Source organism: Paenarthrobacter histidinolovorans (assembly GCF_014647595.1).
GTDB classification, from domain to species: Bacteria; Actinomycetota; Actinomycetes; order Actinomycetales; family Micrococcaceae; genus Arthrobacter; species Arthrobacter histidinolovorans.
Genome location: NZ_BMPM01000004.1, coordinates 327141 through 348538 on the forward strand (window position 1 = coordinate 327141; position 21398 = coordinate 348538).

A 21398-nucleotide genomic window follows, 5' to 3' on the forward strand; every position below is an offset into this window, starting at 1 on the left:
TGCAGAGGTTAAACACCTGCGGCCCGGGACATTGTCCCGGGCCGCAGCGAATGAGGTGGAGGCTACTCGGCGCTCTTGCTGAAGTAATCCGCGCCGCCAACGTACTCGGTGTGGCCGGTTTCGACGTCGGCGGTAACCATCTTGGCGACCTCGGCCGCGAACTCTTCCACGGAGTACAACTTGCCCGCTTCTGCGCGACGGGCCTCGATGGCGCCCGGGTTGGACCGGTCAAGGAGGGTTGCCGTCACGGTCCCCTCGATCATGTCGCCGGAAACCACGACCAGCGAGATGCCCTTGTCAGCCAGGCTGGGCAGGAGCGCACGAAGGGCGTCCTCACCAGCGCGCTTGCTCTTGGCCACGGGCTCGTACTCGGGCATGGTGGGGACAGTTTCCACGAAATGTGCCTGGTGGCTGGTCACGAAGACCACCCGCGAACCCTCGGGCATGAGGGGCACTGCAGCATTAAGCATGTTGATCTGGGCATCGCGGTTCAGTTTGAGAGCGTAGCCCTCCTCCATGCCGGTCTCCATGCCGCCGGAGGCGTTGAGCACCAGCACGTCGAGGGAACCGAACTGCTCCATGGCCGTGCTGGCCAGGGCGTGCACGCCTTCATCGGTGGTGAGGTCCGCGCCGACCGCAGCTGCACGTCCACCGGCGGCCTGGATTTCAGCCACCACCTTGTTGGCGCGGGGCGCCTTCTGGCGGTAATTAACGACGACGGCGGCACCCTCGCCAGCGAGGATCTTGGCAACTTCAGCGCCGATTCCGCGGGAAGACCCCGTGACGATCGCGGTCTTGTTATCCAGCGTTCCCATTCGTGCTCCTTTTGTTCAGTTCATCCAAATTCCGTGGGCTCCGATTCCATCATGCCAGCGGCAACGATGAAATCCGTTGTCGGCCCCGCACAAAAACTACCGTTGGCGGTAGTGGGTCAGTGGCCCATCCCCAGGCCACCATCAACCGGAATCACGGCGCCGGAGATGTAGGCGGCCTCATCACTGGCTACCCAGCGAACGACGTTGGCCACTTCGGATGCCTCGGCGAAACGACCGGCCGGGACGTTGGCGAGATAGGACTTCTGCGTGTCCTCCGGGAGTTCGGCTGTCATGTCGGTGTTGATGAACCCGGGGGCCACTACGTTGGCGGTGATGCCCCGGCTCCCCAGCTCGCGGGTCAAGGACCGTGCAATGCCTACCATTCCGGCCTTGGAGGCGGAGTAGTTGATCTGGCCGGGGGCTCCATAGAGGCCCGAGACCGATGAGATAAGAACCACGCGGCCCTTGCGGAGCCTGATCATGCCTTTGGAAGCACGCTTGATGACCCGGAAGGCGCCCGTCAGGTTGGTGTCGAGAACCGAGGTGAAGTCGTCTTCGCTCATGCGCAGCAGGAGCGTGTCCTTGGTGATGCCTGCGTTCGCTACGAGGACCTCAACCGGCCCGTGCGCCTCTTCGACAATCTTGAACGCTGCATCGATCGAAGCTTCATCCGTGACGTCGGCTTTGACGCCCAGGATTCCCTCAGGGAGTTCTGTTTCACTGCGGTAGGTAACAGCCACCTTGTCACCGTTGGCCAGGAAGGATTCCGCGATGGCCAGACCGATGCCGCGGTTGCCGCCGGTGATCAGGACGCTGCGACCGGTGGATACTGCTTCAGACATACTTTCGCTCCAGGTTCTGCGGTCATCGAATGCCGCGTGAAAAGGGATTTTGCTGTTTCGATCTTATCCGCCGCCCGCAGCAACCCGCGGGTAACCGGAACGCTGCGCGGTTTGGGCGGGTACGGCCGGGGTGAGAGAATTGGAAGAGGCCTTTGGAGCGTGATGATTCAGCTGTGACACGAGAGAACAGCCCCCTGCAGCAAGTGCCCGGGGAACCGGACGCGGTCTCCAGCGACCCCGAAGTCCACAGCATCACCGACGCCGCTGCCGCGCACTCCGAGGACATGCGCGAACGAATGATCAAGTATGCCGTGGCCATGGGCATCCGCATGGTCTGCATCGTTCTGATTTTCGTCGTTGACGGCTGGTTCAAGATCATTGCCATTGCAGGCGCGGTCTTCCTTCCCTGGATTGCCGTGGTCATCGCCAACGGCAACGACAAAGCCGAGGACCACAGTGATTCACTCCTGGACTACGTTGCAGTTCCGGAAATTGAACGGTCGGACCTGCCGGACGACGACCAGGACGGCGACGCACCCACGGTGCTTCAAGGCGAGTTGGTGGATGAACAACCAGCTGCCGAAGAGGCAGACCCCACAACGAAGGACCAAGCAGGAGAGGCCGGTAACCCCGGCGATGAACGGGCGGCTTCATGAATATCTTTAACCTTGGCGGCGCAGGCTTGGGCGGCCAGGACTCCGGGCAAGCCACAGCTGCGGCCACATGTTCCCGGAAGGGGTGCCGCCAGGACGCCGGGTGGCAGCTCCTATGGAACAATCCGCGCATCCACACACCGGAGCGTCGAAAGGTGTGGCTTGCGTGCAATGAGCACCGTGAGTGGCTTGAAGACTACTTGCAGACCCGGGGCCTCTGGAAAGAAACCGTGCCGTTTACCGGTGATCCGGCAGTGAACGAGGCCCGCTGAATGTACCGCTTTCTTTTCTCCAGCAAGTGGCTGGGGTACTTCGTTTTGGCCGTGATCTTCGCGACAGCCTGTGTGTTCCTGGGCCGCTGGCAAATGGACCGCAGGGCAGAGACGCTCGCCGAAATCAATCGTGTCGTCAGCAACTATTCCGCGACCCCCATCCCCTACGCCGAGATCAAGGACCAGTTCAACGCACTTGATCCCGAACGGGAATGGACACAGGTCCAACTGCGGGGCACTTACGATATCGACGGGCAGCGCGTTGTCCGCAACCGTCCGTTGAACGGCCAGCCAGGCTACGACGTCGTGGTTCCTTTCCGCCTCACTACCGGCGAAGCTGTGGTGATCGACCGCGGTTGGCTGCCGATCGGTAACAACACACCGGGCCGTCCCGACGTCGTCCCGGCGCCCCCCACAGGCGAGGTCACCGTTATTGCGCGCTTGAAGCCGGCCGAACCGAAGCTGGACCGCGGGGCTGTGGATGGGCAACTTGCCTCCATCGACCTCGCAAGCTTTGCCTCTGAACTCCGCTACCCCATCGCCACAGGCGCCTACGGGCAGCTGGCCGGCGAGGACCCTGCGGTGCAGCCCATGCCCACGCCGTTCCCCAAACCGGCCACTGAAGAGGGCACCCACCTCTCCTACTCCCTCCAGTGGTTCGCCTTTGGAGTCCTCATGTTCATTGGGTTCGGCTACGCCGCACGCCAGCAGGCACGCAACGCAGCCATCGATGCCGAAGACGAAGAGGACGAGCAGATCATCGCCGCCGGTGGAAGCCCGAAGCGACGGGTCCCTGCCCCTCGCAAGAACAAGAGGCCGACGTCCGAAGAAGAGGAAGACGCAATCCTGGATGCACAAGGCTACTGAACCGGGTACGGATCCCGTGGTCAACGTCCGGTTGGCCCTGACGGCCGCCGGCGCCAGGGACACAGTCCATGTGTTTGAGGACAAGGTGCCCACTGCCGCAGCCGCAGCAGCGGTGCTGGGCTGCGAGGTAGCAGCGATTACCAACAGCCTGATATTCGATCTCGACGGTCAGCCGCTGCTGATCCTTGCCAGCGGCGCTGCCAAGGTGGACACGGCGCTCGTGGCCGAGCAGCTGGGAACCGGCAGGATCCGGCGCGCCAAGCCTGCATTCGTGCTGGAGCACACGGGACAGGAAGTAGGTGGGGTGGCACCCATTGGCCACCCCGGTAAAATCCGAACGATTCTGGACGCGTCGCTGGAGCAGCACCCCGTCCTGTGGGCAGGCGCCGGGGACCATCACTCGATGTTCTCCATCAGCTACGAAGAGCTGGCCCGTATCACAGGCGCGGAGCCCCTGAGGGTTCGTTAGCCCAGTGGCTATGCCAGGGTGATGAGGTCCAGGTAGTCCTCGTTCCAGTGGTCCTCAACACCATCCGGAAGCAGCACCACCCGCTCTGGGTTCAGCGCTGACACTGCGCCCTCGTCGTGGCTGACCATGACGACAGCGCCGCTGTAGTTCTTGAGCGCACCCAGAATTTCAGCACGGCTGGCAGGGTCAAGGTTGTTGGTGGGCTCGTCGAGGAGCAGCACATTGGCGCTGGAAGCCACGATGGTGGCAAGGGCCAGGCGTGTCTTCTCACCGCCGGAGAGCACTCCTGCGGGCTTGTCGACGTCGTCTCCGGAGAACAGGAACGACCCCAGGATTCCGCGGACCTCCGCGTCCTTCATGTCCGGAGCCGAGGACCTCATGTTTTCCAGCACAGTACGTTCGTGGTCCAGCGTTTCGTGCTCCTGGGCGTAGTAGCCCACCTTGAGGCCATGGCCCGGGATGATGTCGCCTGTGTCAGGCTTGTCGACGCCGGCCAGCATCCGCAGCAGGGTGGTCTTGCCGGCACCGTTGAGGCCGAGGATGACCACTTTGGATCCGCGGTCGATCGCCAGATCCACATCCGTGAAGATTTCCAGGGAACCGTAGGACTTGCTCAGACCTTCGGCGGTGAGAGGGGTCTTGCCACACGGTGAAGGGTCCGGGAAGCGCAGGGCGGCCACGCGATCGTTTTCACGAACGGCCTCAAGTCCGCCGAGGAGGCGTTCGGCACGCTTGGCCATGTTTTGTGCAGCGACAGCCTTGGTAGCCTTCGCGCGCATCTTGTTTGCCTGGTCGATCAGGACCTGGGCCTTCTTCTCAGCGTTGGCACGCTCACGCTTACGGGCCCGCTCATCGGTCTCACGCTGCTGGAGGTAACGCTTCCAACCCATGTTGTAGTAGTCGATCTGGGCACGGTTGGCGTCCAGGTGGTAGACCTTGTTGACCGTTGCCTCAAGCAGCTCCACGTCGTGGCTGATCACGATCAAGCCGCCCTGATGGTCCTTGAGGAAGTCCCGCAGCCAGGTGATGGAGTCCGCGTCCAAGTGGTTTGTCGGTTCGTCAAGCAGCAACGTCTCGGCTGAGGAGTAGAGGATGCGGGCAAGCTCCACGCGGCGGCGCTGACCACCGGACAGCGTTTTGAGCGGCTGGTTGAGGATGCGTTCGGGAAGGGCAAGGTTCGAAGAAATCGCGGCAGCCTCGGCCTCTGCGGCGTACCCGCCTCCGGCCAGGAATTCGGATTCCAGACGGTCGTACCGGTTCATGGCCTTCCGCTGGACGGACGCGTCCTCGCTGGCCATTTCCTGCTGTGCCTTCTTGAGCTTGCCGACAACCACGTCCAGGCCTCGAGCCGAGAGGATACGGTCGCGGGCGAGCTGTTCCATGTCCGGTGTCCTGGGATCCTGCGGCAGGTAGCCGATCTCTCCACTGCGGGTCACCTTGCCACCGGCGGGGAGTCCCTCACCGGCAAGGACGCGCGTCAGGGTCGTCTTGCCGGCACCGTTGCGGCCGACCAGCCCGATCTTGTCCCCTTTGTCCACCCTGAAGTTAACCTGGTCCATGAGCAGGCGTGCGCCGGCGCGGAGTTCGAGTTCCTGGACGGTAATCAATTCGGGTGATGCCTTTCAATGGGGAACGCCTGCGGGGACCGGTGGGTCCAATGAGTGCGGCGGGGTGTGGCCGTGAGAACAGCCTTTTCAAGTCTACCGGCACCCCGGCCATGGCCTGACATCCTCTTCCAACAGCGAAAACTGTGCCAACGGCCAAAGATTCCCGGAGCAGCCTTGTAGGGAGGCTCCAAAATCGCCGACTGTCCTCATCCGTATTGTCGAAGCCAGGGGAAACAAGCACTTTCATCGCACCCATCCCATCCGTTAGGACCCGACCATGAGCAAGACCGATACTGCCGCTGTGCAGCGGCCCACCACCTCCCGCAAACGCTGGAACGCAACCGACCTTGGACTCATCGCTGTTTTTGCAGCCCTCGTTGCAGCATCATCGATCGTCCCGGGCATTCCGGTGGGCGCCCTCGGTGTGCCCATCACCTTGGTGACCCTGACTGTGATGCTCAGCGGACTGGTTCTTGGAGCAGGGCGCGGCTTTGCCGCCGTCGGGCTGTATGTCCTGTTGGGCCTGGCAGGCCTGCCCATCTTCAGCGGTGGCCGCAGCGGTCTGGGTATCCTCGCGAGCCCTTCGGCCGGGTATATCATCGCCTTCCCGCTGGCGGCGGCGGCCACAGGCTACCTTGCCGCTGTGGTGATCCGCAGGACCGTCAAATACCGTGGACTTTGGCTGTTCGCTGCCACCATGGCCAGCAGCCTCGTGGTTGTCCATGGCCTGGGCATCCTTGGCATGATGGTCAACGCCAAACTCGACTTCAGCAAGGCACTCCTCGCTGACCTGCCGTTCCTTCCCGGGGACACCCTCAAGAACGTCCTGGCCGTGATCATCGCACTGGCAATTCACAAGGCCTTCCCGGATGTCCTGGTGCGTCGGGTTAAGTAGGGAAGATGAACAGCATCAGCTTCAACGGGGTCTCGGTGCGCGTGGCTGTCGACACCGGCGACGCACCCAAGACACTGCTGCACCGGTTTTCCCTGGAGCTCACGGAGCGTCGTATTGGCGTGATCGGCGCCAACGGCTCCGGCAAGTCCACATTTCTCCGGCTCTTCAACGGTCTGGTAGCTCCCACTGAGGGAACTGTTGTGGTGCATGGTCGCAGCACGGACTCGGATGTCCGCCGGGTGCGGGCGAACGTAGGTTTCGTTTTCACTGATCCCCTGTCCCAACTGGTCATGCCGACAGGGCGGGAAGATGTTGAGCTGTCCCTGCGGCGTTCCGTCAGGAACCCCAAGGAACGCACTGCCAGGGCTGAAGCCGTCCTCGATCGCTTCGGGCTGCTCCGGGTAGCCGACCAGAGCATCTACGAACTCTCCGGCGGAGAACGCCAATTGCTGGCGTTGGCAGCGGTTCTGGCCGTCAATCCGGGGGTTCTGGTCCTTGATGAACCATCAACCCTGCTGGACCTCCGGAACCGGGAACTCCTGCGCCGAACCATCTCCGGGCTGGACCAACAGGTCATCATGTCCACGCACGACCTCGACCTGGTTCTCGATATGGACCGGGTGCTGGTGGTGGAGGACGGCCGCATGGTGTTCGACGGCGGCGCAGCCGAAGCCGTGGCCCATTACCGTGCGCTGTGCGCCGGTGCCGCATCTGAACTGCCGTTGGAACGGTGGTCGAGGTGAGGGGCCACGGCTTCCTGCTCGCACAGTATGTACCTGGCAATTCCCTGATACACCGCACTCCCCTGTGGCTTAAATTCCTCGTGGTGGCGGCCTGTGGAACGGCATCGTTCCTCATTGTCGACTGGGCGGTTTCCCTGGCCGTGTTCGGCGTCATGGCCGGGCTCTTCCTGCTCAGTGGCGCAGGGTTCAAACGACTCCTGGGATCACTGTGGATGGTCACGCCCATCCTTCTGGCCATCGGTCTTTTCCAGTGGTGGCAGCTGGGTGGACCTACGGCGGCCCGCATAGTTCTGAATGTCCTGGTCTGCGTCGTGGCAGCTTCGGTGCTGACCGCCACCACCCCCGTTCAGGAATTGCTGGACGGCGTGGTGTCCATCTCCAAGCCGTTCCGCAGGTTCGGAGCCGATCCGGAACGCTTCGCGCTGACCATCGCAGTGATGCTCAGGAGCATCCCGTTCATTGCCGGTGCGTTCGCCGATGTCCGGGACTCCGCGCGCGCCCGTGGCCTTGAACGGAACCCCAGGGCGCTGGTCCTGCCGGTCTTCATCACCACCGTGGCCTATGCCCGTCAGACGGGTGACGCCCTCGCGGCCAGGGGCCTGGGCGAAGCCGACGACGCCACTTTGGGTCAGAGGCGCGAGTAACGCAACAGGCTGGCGGTGCCCATGCCTCCGGCGATGCTGATCATCGCCAGCCCAAGCGCAGCAGAGCCTGTCTCCCGGTACCGACTTCTGGCTTGGGCCAAAAGCCGCGTCACCAGAACGGCCCCCGATGCGCCGTACGCATGCCCCAACGCCAGCGCACCACCTTCACGATTCGCCCGGGCAGGATCCAAGCCCAAGTACTCCAGGCAGGCGATGGTTTGCGAGGCGAACGCCTCGTTGAACTCAATGAGGTCCACTGAGTCCGCTGCCACACCATGCCGCAAAAGCAGCCGTTCGGCGGCGTGGGCGGCACCGATGCCCAGCAACTCCGGATCAACACCGGCGGTGTCGTTTCCAAGCACCTCGAGGCCGTCCGTCGCACCCATCGAGCGTGCCCGCGCCAGGGAGGTCACCACGACGGCGGAGGCGGCGTCCGCGTCGAAGCACGAGTTCGCTGCCGTGACCGTTCCACCGGGAACGAAGGCAGCCGGGAAGCGGGCCATCAAGGCGGGTCGCAGCGACGGCCTGGGACCGTCGTCGGTAACCACCAGCGTGCCATTGCTTGTAAGGGGAACGATTTCCCCCGAGAACTTCCCGGCCGCGGCAGCCTCCGCTGCGCGGCGGTGGCTGCGGAGGGCATATTCGTCTTGCCTCTCCCGGGTCACGCCGAAAGACCCGGCAACATTTTCCGCCGCGACTCCCATATCCGGGTCGCCGAACTCTGGCGGCACGAAGGTGGCCCGGGAGTAGAACTCGAGGCCGCCGTCGTGATCCCGGGTGGCCCGGGCCGGTGCGGTACTGATGCTTTCGACGCCACCGGCCAGGAACAGCGGATCACCACCGGCAGCGACCAGCCGGGACGCCAGCGCTATGGCGTCCAGCCCTGAGCCGCACTGACGGTCAACCGTGAGACCCGGGACAGTGACGGGCAGGCCTGCCTGAAGGGCGGCGTATCTGGCGAGGTTCCCACCACCGCCCACAGCATTTCCGATGATGACATCGTCCACCTCAGCAGGCTCCACTCCTGTGGACTCCAACAGTGAAGCCAGCACCGGCGCCAGGAGCTCCGGCGCCCGGAGCTGCTTGAGCTGCCCGTTGGCCCGGCAAATTGGCGATCGAAGGGCAGCAATGATGACGGGTTGACGGTTCGGGTCGGTTTCCGCCCCGATGCTAACCAAGAGGCTGCGCCCGGGGATCGTGGTTCTTGATCCAGTCCAACAGCACCTTCCGGCTGACTTTGCCACGATCCGTCATGGGAAGTTCGGACAGGAGATAGAACTGCTGCGGCCATTTATCCCGCGCCAGCAGGCCGTCGAGCCCGGTGCGGAGCTGCGTCGCCGTCACGGCACCATAGGCAGGAACGACGCCGGCAATCACCTTTTGGCCCCGGATATCGTCAGGTGCACCGGCGGCGACCGCCATCTCGATGCCCGGAATTGAGGCCATGGCCAGTTCCACCTCGTGCGGATAGACGTTCTTCCCTGAGGTGACGATCATGTCCGAACGCCGGCCCAGGATGTGGAGGACTCCCTCGCGGAGGTAGCCCTGGTCCCCTACTGTGTACCAGCCGTTGAGACAGCGCAGAGCGTGACCGTCGTCGCCCCACAAATAGCCATTGCTGACCATGCCGCTGCGCACGCTGATGTTGCCGTGGATACCGTCGGGCAAGGCGACGCCGGCGTCGTCGAGAATGCTGAGCTCCACTCCGGGAAAGGGAGTTCCGATGCCTGTGCCCCCCACGTCCAGGGGTTCACCTGCAGCCAGCCGGGTCCCCGAGACGAAACTCAACTCCGAGGCGCCGTAGTACTCGTAGATGGCAGCATGCGGTGCCCAGCGCCTGGCAGCCTCAAGGGTCCGCGCATCCAGTTTCGAACCGGCACAGATAATACTGCGGATTCCGGACGCGTCCACGTCGCCCGCCAGGCCCCGTTCACTCAGCAACCGCAGCATGGTGGGCGCAAGGACCAAACGGGTGATGCCGTCATGGCTGATGGACGCGTGGGCGTCGCCGACATCGAAAGACTCGAGGGTGTGGAATGCGGCGCCCGCGTAGAGGCACTCGGAGAGCGCATAGAGGTTCAGGCTCGCCGAAAGCGGGCCCGGCGCCAACGTATGGTCGTCCTGCGAGAGCCCGAAGAATTCGATGGAAGCCTCGAACGACACCTGCCAGGAGCGACGGGAACGGGTGAACGCTTTGGGAACGGAAGTGGTACCCGAGGTCAGGCCCACCAGGAATGTGCTGGACGGATCTCCGTCCTGGAGACTGTTTCCGCCGGCTGCGCCGGACGCGCCAGCCGCGCCTGAGTTGCTAAGGCGCGAGGCAACGTCCTCAATCATTGGACCCGGCCACAGGGGGTCGAGGACCGCGCAGCGCCGCTCCCCCGCGACCGCCGCGGCGTACCGCTCAACGAAGCCAACAGAGTTGGGTTCGGCGAGCACCGTGGTGGTGCCGCAGGCAACCAGCAGTCCCGCTGCAGCGTCGCGCAGTCCGGCCCACGTGATGCGGTTGCTGCCCACGACGACGGCAGTGTCGTGAGGGCGGTCTTCAGCCCAGATGTGAAGTTTGTCCAGGAAAGGCATCCAGCCAATTTTACGGCAGTGTCCGCACCTCGGCAGCAAAAGTGACGTCTATTCTGACAGTATGAGTTTCAACGATGGCGCGCAGCTTGACCCGTCCCAAGTGGAGGACCGACGCGGCGGTGGTATGGGCAGAGGGACCAAGATCGGTGGTGGCATCGGTGGTGGCATCGTGGTGCTGCTGCTGGCCCTCTTCGGTATCAACCCCAACATCCTCGGAGACCTGACCGGCGGAGGGAGTCCCCCTCCCGCCGTCGAAAGCGGGACCGGAGCGGGGGGCGTTCAGGAATGCCAGACCGGCGCTGACGCGGACAAGCGCCTCGACTGCCGCATCACCGGCACCGTTAACAGCCTCAACGCTTTCTGGCCCGACTACCTGGCCCAGTACAACGTGAAATACTCCCGGCCCGGGACAGTCATCTTTGACCAGGCCACCAACACCGGGTGCGGTCCGGCCACAACGGCTGTTGGACCGTTTTACTGCCCCGCCGACGTGAAGGCCTATTTCGACCCTGGATTCTTCGACGAACTGGTGACGCGGTTTGGCTCATCAGGCGGCCCGCTCGCCCAGGAGTACGTGGTGGCCCACGAGTTCGGACACCATATCCAAAACATCCTGGGCAATCTCGACCGGGCACAGCAGGACCCTCAAGGACCTCAATCGGGAGGCGTTCGGGTGGAACTGCAAGCCGATTGCTATGCAGGGCTGTGGGTTCGCCACGCCACTACGCAAACCGATGCCAGCGGCAAACCTTTCCTTGATCCCCTCACCGAGCAGGACCTGCAGGACGCGCTCTCGGCCGCTTCCGCCGTCGGAGACGACCGGATCCAAAAGGCGGCCACCGGGCGGGTGTCCCCCGAGTCGTGGACGCATGGATCCAGCCAACAACGGCAGAAATGGTTCTACCAGGGGTACAGCACCGGTGACATCAACAAGTGCGATACCTTCGGCGTCGCCACCCCGTAGCTTGGCCGCTTAAGCCGCTTAGGCCGTTTAAACGAAGGGAAGGGTTCCGGGCGTAGTGCCCGGAACCCTTCCCTTTAGCTGCATTACCCGCAGTTGCGGGCGAAACTCCAGATCAGATGTTGAAGCCGAGGGCCCGCATCTGGTCCTTGCCGTCGTCGGTGATCCGCTCCGGACCCCACGGCGGCATCCATACCCAGTTCAGGCGCCAATCGTCAACAACTCCGTCGAGGGATTTGCCAACCTGCTCTTCAAGCACATCCGTGAGCGGGCAGGCCGCCGTGGTCAGTGTCATGTCGATCAGGAGGGCGCCGTCCTCATCGGAGTACTTGAGGCCATAGAGAAGGCCAAGGTCCACCACGTTGACTCCGAGCTCGGGGTCAATGACGTCCTTGAGCGCTTCCTCGATGTCCTCAAGGCTGGTGCGCGCCGCGTTGATTTCGGTCATGGAACGATCCTAACTAGGCCTGCACAGCAGGAGCAACGGCAACGCCGGCGCCTGGCGCATAGCGGTCGTAACCCTCTTCTTCAAGGCGGTCGGCGAGCTCGGGGCCGCCTTCCTCAACAACCTTGCCGTCCACGAACACGTGGACGAATTCCGGCTTGATGTAGCGCAGGATACGGGTGTAGTGCGTGATGAGCAGGGTGCCCATGTTGCCGGCGTCGTGCGCACGGTTCACGCCTTCGGAGACAACCTTCAACGCATCCACGTCCAGGCCGGAGTCGGTCTCGTCCAGGATGGCGAACTTCGGCTTGAAGAGTTCGAGCTGCAGGATCTCCACGCGCTTCTTCTCACCACCGGAGAAGCCTTCGTTGACGTTGCGCTGGGCGAAGTCGGCGTCAATGCGCAGCTGCTGCATGGCAGCCTTGACGTCCTTGGTCCAGGTACGCAGTGCCGGTGCTTCGCCGTCGATAGCGGTCTTGGCAGTGCGCAGGAAGTTGGTCATGGTCACACCGGGGACCTCCACCGGGTACTGCATGGCCAGGAAGAGGCCGGCGCGGGCGCGCTCGTCAACGCTCATGTCCAGCACGTTCTCGCCGTCAAGCGTGATGGTGCCGCTGGTCACCGTGTAGCGCGGGTGGCCGGCGATGGTGGAGGCGAGGGTGGACTTGCCCGAACCGTTCGGTCCCATGATGGCGTGTGTTTCGCCGGTCCTGATGGTCAGGCTGACGCCCTTCAGGATCTCCTTGGTGCCCTGCTCCGTCTCAATGCTGACGTGCAGGTCGTTGATCTCAAGAGTAGACATGCTCTTCTTTCTTTTCGTTCGTAAGTCTGGCGGTACTGGGCGCTCAGTAGTTCTCTACCGAAGCGCCGTTCACAACGTTGGTCACGTCCACGTAAACGTCGTCGCCATCGAGGGTGACAGCGAAGACGGGGACGGGATCGTAGGCGGGCAGTTGGAGGGGTTGTCCGCTGCGGAGATCGAACTGGGAACCGTGCCCCCAGCATTCGATCGCGCAGCCTTCAATTTCACCTTCGGACAATGAAATATCCGCATGCGAGCAGGTATCGCCAATGGCGTGGATTTCGCCCATCGAATCCCTGACGATCGCTACAGGATAGTCATCAATGAGGACCCGCAGGGCCTGCTTGACCTGGATGTCGTTGGCGTTGCATACCAGTTCGCCCTTGGTTTGTTCACTCATGCTTGTCCGGACTGCCTGTCTTTGTTGGGGGTCTTCGTTAGTTTTCAGTCGCGGCGAGCTCGCGCTCAACGGCGTCCGTCAGGCGATCTTCAATGGCCGGTACGTTGATCTTCTGGATGATCTCGTTGAGGAAGCCGCGGACCACAAGCCTGCGGGCAACTTCTTCCGGAATACCGCGGGCCATGAGGTAGAAGAGGTGCTCGTCATCGAAACGTCCGGTGGCGCTGGCATGGCCCGCGCCGGCAATGAGTCCCGTCTCGATCTCGAGGTTCGGCACCGAGTCGGCACGGCAGCCATCGGTCAGAACCAGGTTCTGGTTCTTCTCGTAGCTGTCGGTTCCTTCGGCATTCTTCTGGATCAGGACATCGCCAACCCAAACGGTGTGTGCGCCCTTGCCCTGCAATGCACCCTTGTAGAGAACGTTGGACACGCAGTTTGCCTGACCGTGGTCAACGAAGGTGCGGTGCTCAAGGTGCTGGCCGGCGTCGGCAAAGTAGAGTCCGAAGAGTTCAACCTCGCCGCCCGGAGCAGCAAAGCGTGCTGTCGGGGTGACACGGACGAGGTCGCCACCGAGGCTGACCACGATGTGCTTGAACTTGGCATCGCGGCCAATCTTCGCCTGCTGGGAAGAAGCGTGAACGGAGTCGTCGTTCCATTCCTGCAGGGAAACAACGGTCAGCTCAGCGCCGTCCTCGAGAACGATCTCCACGTTTTCGGACACAACGGCCGAACCTTCGTGGCCCAGAACCAGGACACCCTTGGAGAATTTCTCCGCCACCACAACAATGTGCTGTGCGGCGGCGTCGGTTCCGGCTCCGGTCAGAGTGACCGTGATCTCGGACTCGAGAGAGGTTTCCGAGGGAACCGTGATGACGGTAGCTTCCTTGAAACCGCCCCAGGCGTTGGCCGAAACACGGTCCTCCGGAATACCGGCCGAACCAATGCGGTGGTCGTCGCGACCAACGGTCTCGACGGTCACGCCTGCAGGCGCCGACACCGAAACAGCCGGTGCCGCGCCGGTGAGGGCATCGGAGTGCAGGCCACGGAGGCGACGCAACGGGGTGAACCGCCAGTCCTCCTCGAGCCCGGTCAATGCCTTGAAATCCTCAAGGTTGTACGAGGTCAGGCGGCCTGCACGGGAGCTGTCCGGAACACCGACGCCGCCACCGTGCGAGTGGCTCTTGGCCGAAGCGCCCGCCAGCGGGCCCGCGGAGGGCTGCTCCGACGTCGTGCTGGTGTTTGTTCCGGTATTGACGGGCGAGAGGTTCTCGCCTTCCTCCGTGAAGCCGTCGATAAAGGGCTGTGCTGAAGGCGCTCCGATGCGGGCCTTTTCAGTAGTGATATCAGTCATTATTAACCGACGGATCCTTCCATCTGAAGTTCAATCAAGCGGTTCAGCTCGAGGGCGTATTCCATGGGCAGTTCGCGGGCGATCGGCTCGATAAAGCCGCGCACGATCATGGCCATGGCCTCGTCCTCCGGCATTCCGCGGGACATCAGGTAGAAGAGCTGTTCTTCGCTGACACGGGAAACGGTTGCCTCGTGGCCGAGCACGACGTCATCCTCACGGATGTCGATGTACGGGTACGTGTCCGACCGCGAAATGGTGTCCACCAGGAGTGCATCACAGCGGACCGTGTTGGCCGAGTGCTTGGCGCCCTCGCGGACCTGGACCAAACCGCGGTAGGCAGCACGGCCACCACCACGGGCAACGGACTTGGAAATGATGGAGCTCTTGGTGTTCGGCGCAATGTGGACCATCTTTGAGCCGGTGTCCTGGTGCTGGCCCTCGCCGGCGAAGGCGATGGACAGTGTCTCACCCTTGGCGTGCTCGCCAACGAGGTAGACGGCCGGGTACTTCATGGTCACCTTGGAACCGATGTTGCCATCGACCCACTCCATGGTGGCGCCCTCTTCGCAGATGGCGCGCTTGGTGACGAGGTTGTACACGTTGTTGGACCAGTTCTGGATGGTCGTGTAGCGGACGCGGGCGCCCTTCTTCACGATGATTTCCACAACAGCCGAGTGCAGCGAGTCCGAGGTGTAGATCGGAGCCGTGCAACCTTCGATGTAGTGCACGTAGGAGTCTTCATCCGCAATGATCAGCGTGCGCTCGAACTGACCCATGTTTTCCGTGTTGATGCGGAAGTATGCCTGGAGCGGGATGTCGACGTGCACTCCCTTGGGCACATACACGAACGATCCGCCCGACCATACAGCCGTGTTCAGCGACGCGAACTTGTTGTCGCCTACGGGGATGATGGTGCCGAAGTACTCCTGGAAGATCTCCGGGTGCTCGCGCAGCGCGGTGTCGGTGTCCAGGAAGATGACGCCCTGGGCTTCCAGGTCCTCGCGGATCTGGTGGTAGACAACCTCGGACTCATACTGGGCAGCTACACCCGATACGAGGCGGCTGCGCTCAGCTTCCGGGATGCCCAGTTTCTCGTAGGTGTTCCGGATGTCCTCGGGAAGGTCTTCCCACGTTGCCGCCTGCTTTTCGGTGGAACGCACAAAGTACTTGATGTTGTCGAAATCGATGCCCGAGAGGTCTGCACCCCAGGTAGGCATGGGTTTGCGGTCGAAGTACTTCAGGCCTTTCAGGCGCAGATCGAGCATCCATTCGGGCTCGTTCTTCTTCGAGGAGATGTCGCGGACGACCTCCTCGTTGAGGCCACGACGGGCATTGGCGCCTACGTCGTTCTTGTCGGCCCAGCCGTACTCGTAGTTTCCGATACCGTGCAGTTCGGGATTCTTCTCCAGAATCTCCGAGATCACAGTGCCGTCGGCTACCGCTTTCTCTGCTATTTGGTCCGTCATCACGGCCTTTCTTGCTGGTTGTTAGATTCCTGATACGGGCTCTTGGGTTGCACTTCGGCGCCTGGGGGCACCGTGGCAGCCAATCGCCCGGTAGGTATATGGGTGGTGCACACATGTCCGCCCTGAGCGAGCGTCGAGAGGCGCCGGACGTCAACTCCCACCAAACGGGAGAAAACCTTGGTCTCGGCATCGCAGAACACCGGAAATTCTGCGGCGAGGCGTTGAATGGGGCAATGCCCTTGGCAAAGCTGCACGCTGGACAACGCTGCGGGCAACGGCGCCTTGGCTTCAATTGAATGGGCGGAAGCGACAAAGGCGTCGCGGCTCAGGGCCTTCGACAACGCCATGGCCCTGGCGGTGATATCGTCCCCTGCGGCCTGGACTTCGGGTGCATAGCGCCGCTCCATGTCCGCGAAACGCTCTTCCGCATACTCACGGACTGCGTCTTCGCCGGCAAGTTCCTGAAGGCGCCGCAAAGCCGAACTGGCGATATTAAGGTAGTCGTCGCCCAATGTGGACTGTCCTTGGGAACTGAGGACATAGCGGCGCGCCGGACGGCCCGCACCGGAACCAGCCTTGGCAACGCGTTTGACTTCAATGAAGCCACTTCGTTCCAAGTGGTCAAGGTGCCTGCGAACGGCGGCCGGAGTAAAGCCGAGGAGATCTCCCAGCTCTGCTGCGCTGACGGGACCATTCTCGAGCACAGCGCTGAGGACGCGGTCACGGGTGCGGTCATCCGCGTCCGGCAGCGAGGGCGAGGCAACGAAAGCCTCTCCCGCTGCAGCATGCCGCTTTTGGGGCATGGATACTGGACTGCTCATGGAATACACAACACAATCATGTCGTAATTTGTTTCACGCATCCAGTAAGGCAAGACTGACCTGGGTTCGCCGCCAAGTGTGACCGTACTACTTCACGTAGAATACTTTGGTGCGATCACCCGAATCTCCTGTCCTCACCATAGATGGACTCATCAAGGATGTAGGCCCTTTGGCCTCCCTCGACGGCAAAATGTTACGGGTGGTCAGTGGACTGTCCCTGGTGGCAGAGCGAGGCCAAGTAACCGCACTTCTCGGTGCGAACGGGGCCGGCAAGACGACGACGCTCGAATGTGCCCAAGGCCTGCAGAAGCGAACCGGCGGTTCCATCTCCCTTCTTGGAGCGGATCCGGATACTGCAGGTGCTGAGCTGCGTGCCCGGGTAGGTGTGATGCTCCAGGACGGTGGCCTGCCGCCGTCGGCCCGTCCCATCCCGCTGTTGCGCCACGTGGCGGGCATGTACAAAAGCCCCATGGACGTCGATGCCCTGGTGGAGCGGCTGGGAATCAACCAATTCAGCAGGACCGGAGTGCGCCGCCTTTCCGGAGGCCAGAAGCAGCGGCTGGCATTGGCGGCCGCTTTGGTGGGAAACCCGGAGATCCTGTTCCTTGATGAACCCAGTGCCGGCCTCGATCCACAGTCGCGGCAAATGGTGTTCGAACTCATTGCAGAACTCCGGGATGCCGGAATGGGCATCGTGCTCACCACTCACCTGATGGACGACGCCGAGCGGCTGGCGGACTACGTCTACATCATTGATCGCGGGCACAATGTGGCCGAAGGGACCGTTGCTGAACTCCTCAGGCATGACCACTCCGCTGACTCCGGCGCCTCGGACCGGACCCTGTACTTTGATGCACCTGCAGGCCTCGACTTCACAGGGGTCATCGGTGCCGGACTGTCCATTACCGAGTCGCGTTCCGGAAGCTACGCCATTACCGGCGCCATTACCCCGGCGGACCTTGCCGCTCTGACTGCCTGGTGGGCGGAACGGAACATCATGCCTGCATCGCTGCGCCTGGAATCACGAAGCCTTGAAGATGTCTTCCTCGACATCTCCGGAAGGGACCTCCGATGAACGGCCTTCTCGCCCCCAATGCGGGGCCGGCGTCCCTGCCCCGCCGCATCATGCAGCAGGGGCGGTACGAAACCGTCACCATGCTGCGCAACGGTGAACAACTCATCCTCGCCATTGTCCTGCCGCTGATGGCGCTGGTGGGCTTGGTTGTCACTCCCCTGCTGGACGGTCTTGGCGCGTCACGGGTAGATACTGCCACGCCCGGCATCCTGGCCCTCTGCGCCATGTCCACGGCCTTCACCGGACAAGGCATTGCCACGGGATTCGATCGCCGGTACGGCGTTCTCCGGTTCCTTTCCACAACACCGCTTGGCAGAGGCGGGCTTATTGCAGGGAAGATCCTTGCCGTCTTGGTGGTTCTGTTCCTCCAGGTCCTGGTAGTGGGTGCCGTGGCCGGTTTCCTCGGATGGCAGCCACGCCCGGAAGCCTGGCTGCCCGGACTTGGCTTGCTGGTACTTGGTGCCGCGGCCTTCACGGCACTGGGCCTGCTCGTTGCCGGAACTGTGCGACCCGAGGCCACTCTCGCCATCACCAACTTGCTCTGGATACTGCTCGGCGCGCTGGGCGGAATCGTCGTTCCGGCCGATCGCTTGCCGGCGGTATTGCAGGGCATTGTGCATTTCCTGCCTTCCGGGGCACTCGGGCAAGGACTGCGGGACACGTTCCTGCAAGGCATGATTCCTTTGCCTGCCGTTCTGATCCTGCTGTTGTGGACTGTGCTGGCAGGCGGCGCGGCCATCCGCTGGTTCAAGTGGAACTAATAAAATCCGAGCAGAACTGAGAAGTGAGAAAACTGTGAGCACGGCATCGCGCCTCCCGAAAACCATTCAGCAGTGGACGTCCAAACTGCCCACCGAGGTCAACACCGCCGTGCGTCGGCTGGCGTTGCTGTCCCTCATCGGGCAGACCATCCTGGTGGTGACAGGTGGTGCTGTGCGCCTCACGGCATCGGGCCTCGGCTGCCCAACGTGGCCCCGCTGCACCAGCGACTCTTTGGTCAACACCCCCGAAATGGGCGTCCACGGCTTCATTGAGTTCGGCAACCGTCTGCTGACCTTCGCCCTCGCCGCCGTCGCACTGCTCATGTTGGTGTACTTGTGGAACCTCCGCAAGCAGCGCCGGGACCTTTTCCTGCTGGCACTTGGCCTTCTCGCCAGCATCCCCGCGCAGGCCGTAATCGGCGGCATCACTGTGCTGTCCAACCTCAACCCCTGGGTTGTTGGTTTGCATTTCCTCGTCTCCATGGCATTGGTGGTCTTTGCGACCCTTCTGGTCAACAGGGCGTACGGGCGCACGGGCCGCTTCATGAACCGGACCCTGCCGCCGCTTCCTTCGGTAACACGCCCGGTGATGATGGCAGTTGCCGTCTTCTCTGCACTCTCGGTCATGCTCGGCGTCGTGGTCACAGGCGCCGGCCCGCACGCCGGGGATGCCGATGCTCCGAGGAACGACCTCGACTGGGATCTCTTCTCCCACATCCACGCGATCCCGGCCTACCTCATCACGGCGGGCACGCTCCTCGCAGTGTTCCTGGTGGTACGGCGCAGGATCAGCGGTCCGTTCCGCACGGCGGCCTACCTCCTGCTGGGCGTGACTTTGCTTCAGGCGGCCATTGGATTCACCCAGTACTACAACGGCATTCCGGCGCTTCTGGTGGGAGCTCACATGTTGGGGGCGGCACTGCTCATGAGCGCCGCCACCAACGCGGCCGATGTCGCCAGGCACAGTCCGGTCAACTAACCGCGAATCAACTGTGCGGGGTCGGCCCTGGATGCAACGAGGGCAGGGTACGCGGCAGCGATGGTGCCGCTGAATGTGCCGGCGCCGATTCCCCACAGTGCCGCAAACCAGGGAATTGCCGGACTCCAGCCCTCACTCGCCGCATAGGCAAGGACGGCACCCATGCCGATCGCGGCCCCCGCTGCTCCGCCGATCGCCCCAACCAGGGCCCCTTCCAAAAGAAACATGCTGCCCAGGGGTCCGCGCCGCATACCGAGTGCCCGGCGCAAGGCGATCTCATTGAAACGCGCCGTCACTCCGAGATACATGGTGGTGCCGGCGCTAAGGCAGGCTATGGCCAAAAGGATTGCCGAGACTATCGCTACCAGTCGGCCAAGGTCCGAGTTGATGCCTTGCTTGAGTTCACGAAGATCTGCCACAGTTTCAACCTGGACGGAACCGGTATTGACCGGGTTCAACGCCTTGGGAAGTGCCTCGGCGACTGCGGCAGGCATTCCCGGGTCCGTCCGCAGAACCAGGCTCGCAGCCATCCTGTCCGTCACGGGATAGGAGCCCACCCCTACCATCACAGCCTCTGCGAGGATGGGATCCCGCCCTGGGTCCGCAATGAGGCCCACCACCGGAACGGGTTGTCCATAGAGCCAGACGACGACGCCGGGCCCAGGCTTCCCGATGCCGAGTTCCTGGGCGGCCCCCTGGCCAAGGAAGGCTACAGGCCCGCCGAAGGACTGATCGAGCAGCGCCGGGTCACCAAAGGAAACCTTGGTCCCCTGGATGTTCAGGTACCCGGAGTCGGCCACCCTGACCGCTCCACCAAATACGGGCTGATCGGAAAGGGAACCAGGGCGGAACGTCGACGGCGTCACAACGGAAGCCGATAGATCGGCGATAATTCCGCCCCCACGGACCCCGTTGAGCTGTTCAGCCCGTTCGAGATCGGACCTGACCGCGTCCCACGACGGGTACCCGCTTTCTCGACTGGCCCTGACCTCGTCGCTGGCTGCGGCGTCGATGCGGGTGGCCACTTTAATGGCGGCGCTTTCGCTGAGGCCTATGGCTGCGACCAATCCACCGCTGCCGATCAGTAAGGCCAGAATCAGCAGCAGCGCCTTCGCTGGACGTCCTGTGAGGGCTGAGATCGCTTCCGCGACGAGATCCGTGAACTCACTTGTGCGGTGGCGCTCAAGGGCATGGCTGGGTTGGGTCTCCTCAATGTTCCGACCCGCGGTCTGACGGGGCGATGGGCCAGTGTCGCTGATTACCATGCCGTCGCGCATCGCAATGACACGGTCTGCCGACGCAGCAATGCCGGGATCATGGGTGACCGTCACAACCGTGGTCCCGCCGTCGTGCAGTTCCCGCAGGTGCTGCAGCACAATCGCGCCGTTGGCGGTGTCCAAACTGCCGGTCGGCTCGTCTGCAAGGACGACGTCCGGAGCCCCGACCACAGCTCGCGCAATAGCGAGCCTTTGCCGTTCGCCGCCGGAGAGTGTGGTGGCTGGAGTGGCGATGCGATGGTCGAGGCCAAAACGCGACAGTTGCGGGCCCACAAGCGCTTTCTGATGCGCCGGCTTGATCCCTCGCGCCCGCAGGCCCAAGGCCGCGTTCCGCGCTGTTGAGTCGCGGCCCACCACATGGGAATCCTGGAAGACAAAGCCAAACGTGCGTGCCCGGCTTTCGGCGCGTTGACCCTCGGTATAGCTCGCAGTATCAGCGCCGCGAACCAGGTAAGTGCCACTCGTCATCGTATCCAGCAGCCCCAGGATGTTCAGGAGCGTCGATTTTCCAGAGCCGGAGGGCCCAACTATCGCGACAAACTCCCCCACATGGATATCCAGGTCGATGCCGCCGAGAGCTTTTGCTCCAGGAAACGAACGGGCGACACCACGCAGGCTCAGCAGCGGTGGCCGGCCGGCGGTGGGTTCGGCGGTCAGCTGGTCCTTCACACTT

General features: G+C 62.9%; 23 protein-coding genes. 11 read left to right on the forward strand and 12 right to left on the reverse strand.

Going from position 1 to position 21398, the window contains the following annotated elements:
• Positions 1–62: 62 nt before the first annotated feature.
• Entirely contained in the window at positions 63–815 is a 753-nt protein-coding gene (locus tag IEY62_RS12215) for an SDR family oxidoreductase (protein WP_189018062.1), read from the reverse strand.
• A gap of 116 nt (positions 816–931) precedes the next feature.
• The gene (locus IEY62_RS12220) at positions 932–1657 is read right to left on the reverse strand and encodes a beta-ketoacyl-ACP reductase (RefSeq protein WP_189018064.1); all 726 of its coding nucleotides are present in this window, start codon (positions 1655–1657) and stop codon (positions 932–934) included.
• A gap of 152 nt (positions 1658–1809) precedes the next feature.
• Between IEY62_RS12220 and IEY62_RS12225 the strand changes: the two genes are divergently transcribed.
• Genes IEY62_RS12225 through IEY62_RS12240 form a run of 4 tightly spaced genes read left to right on the forward strand, consistent with a single transcriptional unit; the run spans position 1810 to position 3918 of the window.
• Positions 1810–2313, forward strand: a complete 504-nt coding sequence (locus tag IEY62_RS12225; protein WP_189018067.1) for a DUF3099 domain-containing protein — start codon at positions 1810–1812, stop codon at positions 2311–2313.
• Complete coding sequence (locus tag IEY62_RS12230) at positions 2310–2582, forward strand: hypothetical protein (RefSeq protein ID WP_189018070.1); 273 nt, start codon at positions 2310–2312, stop codon at positions 2580–2582. Before IEY62_RS12225 ends, IEY62_RS12230 begins: the two co-directional genes overlap by 4 nt.
• Entirely contained in the window at positions 2583–3449 is an 867-nt protein-coding gene (locus IEY62_RS12235) for an SURF1 family cytochrome oxidase biogenesis protein (protein WP_189018073.1), read from the forward strand.
• Positions 3433–3918 (forward strand): YbaK/EbsC family protein, encoded by a 486-nt coding sequence (locus tag IEY62_RS12240; RefSeq protein ID WP_189018076.1) that lies wholly within the window; start codon positions 3433–3435, stop codon positions 3916–3918. The genes IEY62_RS12235 and IEY62_RS12240 overlap by 17 nt, the downstream gene beginning before the upstream one ends.
• A gap of 8 nt (positions 3919–3926) precedes the next feature.
• Here the strand turns inward: IEY62_RS12240 and IEY62_RS12245 are convergent, their stop codons facing one another.
• Positions 3927–5525, reverse strand: a complete 1599-nt coding sequence (locus IEY62_RS12245; protein WP_189018079.1) for an ABC-F family ATP-binding cassette domain-containing protein — start codon at positions 5523–5525, stop codon at positions 3927–3929.
• A 277-nt stretch (positions 5526–5802) separates the two neighbouring features.
• On the opposite strand from IEY62_RS12245, the gene IEY62_RS12250 reads away from it, so the two are divergent.
• From IEY62_RS12250 to IEY62_RS12260, 3 genes are read left to right on the forward strand one after another with little or no spacing between them, the layout of a single operon-like run.
• Positions 5803–6420, forward strand: a complete 618-nt coding sequence (locus IEY62_RS12250; protein WP_189018081.1) for a biotin transporter BioY — start codon at positions 5803–5805, stop codon at positions 6418–6420.
• Between the two features lie 5 nt (positions 6421–6425).
• Positions 6426–7163: an energy-coupling factor ABC transporter ATP-binding protein gene (locus IEY62_RS12255; protein ID WP_189018084.1), complete on the forward strand. Its 738-nt coding sequence runs from the start codon at positions 6426–6428 to the stop codon at positions 7161–7163.
• Positions 7160–7807 carry an energy-coupling factor transporter transmembrane component T family protein gene (locus IEY62_RS12260; RefSeq protein WP_189018087.1) on the forward strand — a complete coding sequence of 216 codons (648 nt, stop codon included), beginning with the start codon at positions 7160–7162 and terminating at the stop codon, positions 7805–7807. The genes IEY62_RS12255 and IEY62_RS12260 overlap by 4 nt, the downstream gene beginning before the upstream one ends.
• Here IEY62_RS12260 and IEY62_RS12265 read toward each other — a convergent pair.
• Together IEY62_RS12265 and IEY62_RS12270 are read right to left on the reverse strand one after the other, a co-directional pair.
• Positions 7792–8985, reverse strand: a complete 1194-nt coding sequence (locus IEY62_RS12265; protein WP_229785244.1) for a thiolase family protein — start codon at positions 8983–8985, stop codon at positions 7792–7794. The genes IEY62_RS12260 and IEY62_RS12265 overlap by 16 nt on opposite strands.
• Positions 8978–10387, reverse strand: a complete 1410-nt coding sequence (locus tag IEY62_RS12270) for a class I adenylate-forming enzyme family protein (RefSeq protein WP_189018093.1) — start codon at positions 10385–10387, stop codon at positions 8978–8980. The genes IEY62_RS12265 and IEY62_RS12270 overlap by 8 nt, the downstream gene beginning before the upstream one ends.
• Before the next feature lie 61 nt (positions 10388–10448).
• On the opposite strand from IEY62_RS12270, the gene ypfJ reads away from it, so the two are divergent.
• Positions 10449–11351 (forward strand): KPN_02809 family neutral zinc metallopeptidase, encoded by a 903-nt coding sequence (gene ypfJ / locus IEY62_RS12275; RefSeq protein ID WP_189018096.1) that lies wholly within the window; start codon positions 10449–10451, stop codon positions 11349–11351.
• Between the two features lie 112 nt (positions 11352–11463).
• Here ypfJ and IEY62_RS12280 read toward each other — a convergent pair whose 3' ends face one another.
• The 6 genes from IEY62_RS12280 to IEY62_RS12305 are packed head-to-tail and all read right to left on the reverse strand — an operon-like array spanning position 11464 to position 16633.
• Positions 11464–11796 (reverse strand): metal-sulfur cluster assembly factor, encoded by a 333-nt coding sequence (locus tag IEY62_RS12280; RefSeq protein ID WP_189018099.1) that lies wholly within the window; start codon positions 11794–11796, stop codon positions 11464–11466.
• A gap of 13 nt (positions 11797–11809) precedes the next feature.
• Entirely contained in the window at positions 11810–12595 is a 786-nt protein-coding gene (gene sufC / locus IEY62_RS12285; protein WP_018777578.1) for a Fe-S cluster assembly ATPase SufC, read from the reverse strand.
• Positions 12596–12638: 43 nt separating this feature from the next.
• The gene (locus tag IEY62_RS12290; protein WP_189018102.1) at positions 12639–12995 is read right to left on the reverse strand and encodes a non-heme iron oxygenase ferredoxin subunit; all 357 of its coding nucleotides are present in this window, start codon (positions 12993–12995) and stop codon (positions 12639–12641) included.
• A gap of 37 nt (positions 12996–13032) precedes the next feature.
• On the reverse strand, positions 13033–14346 hold the full coding sequence (gene sufD, locus IEY62_RS12295) for a Fe-S cluster assembly protein SufD (RefSeq protein WP_189018105.1): 1314 nt from the start codon (positions 14344–14346) through the stop codon (positions 13033–13035).
• Positions 14347–14348: 2 nt separating this feature from the next.
• Entirely contained in the window at positions 14349–15812 is a 1464-nt protein-coding gene (sufB, locus tag IEY62_RS12300) for a Fe-S cluster assembly protein SufB (RefSeq protein WP_018777575.1), read from the reverse strand.
• Complete coding sequence (locus IEY62_RS12305; protein ID WP_189018108.1) at positions 15812–16633, reverse strand: helix-turn-helix transcriptional regulator; 822 nt, start codon at positions 16631–16633, stop codon at positions 15812–15814. Before IEY62_RS12305 ends, sufB begins: the two co-directional genes overlap by 1 nt.
• Positions 16634–16742: 109 nt before the next feature.
• Between IEY62_RS12305 and IEY62_RS12310 the strand changes: the two genes are divergently transcribed.
• The 3 genes from IEY62_RS12310 to IEY62_RS12320 are packed head-to-tail and all read left to right on the forward strand — an operon-like array spanning position 16743 to position 19448.
• Positions 16743–17708, forward strand: coding sequence for an ABC transporter ATP-binding protein (locus IEY62_RS12310; protein ID WP_189018111.1), 966 nt, complete (start codon positions 16743–16745; stop codon positions 17706–17708).
• Positions 17705–18469, forward strand: coding sequence for an ABC transporter permease (locus IEY62_RS12315; protein ID WP_189018114.1), 765 nt, complete (start codon positions 17705–17707; stop codon positions 18467–18469). The genes IEY62_RS12310 and IEY62_RS12315 overlap by 4 nt, the downstream gene beginning before the upstream one ends.
• 34 nt (positions 18470–18503) lie before the next feature.
• Positions 18504–19448, forward strand: coding sequence for a COX15/CtaA family protein (locus IEY62_RS12320; protein ID WP_189018117.1), 945 nt, complete (start codon positions 18504–18506; stop codon positions 19446–19448).
• On the opposite strand, the gene IEY62_RS12325 is transcribed toward IEY62_RS12320, so the two are convergent.
• The gene (locus IEY62_RS12325; protein WP_189018120.1) at positions 19445–21394 is read right to left on the reverse strand and encodes an ABC transporter ATP-binding protein/permease; all 1950 of its coding nucleotides are present in this window, start codon (positions 21392–21394) and stop codon (positions 19445–19447) included. The genes IEY62_RS12320 and IEY62_RS12325 overlap by 4 nt on opposite strands.
• Between the last annotated feature and the right edge of the window lie 4 nt (positions 21395–21398).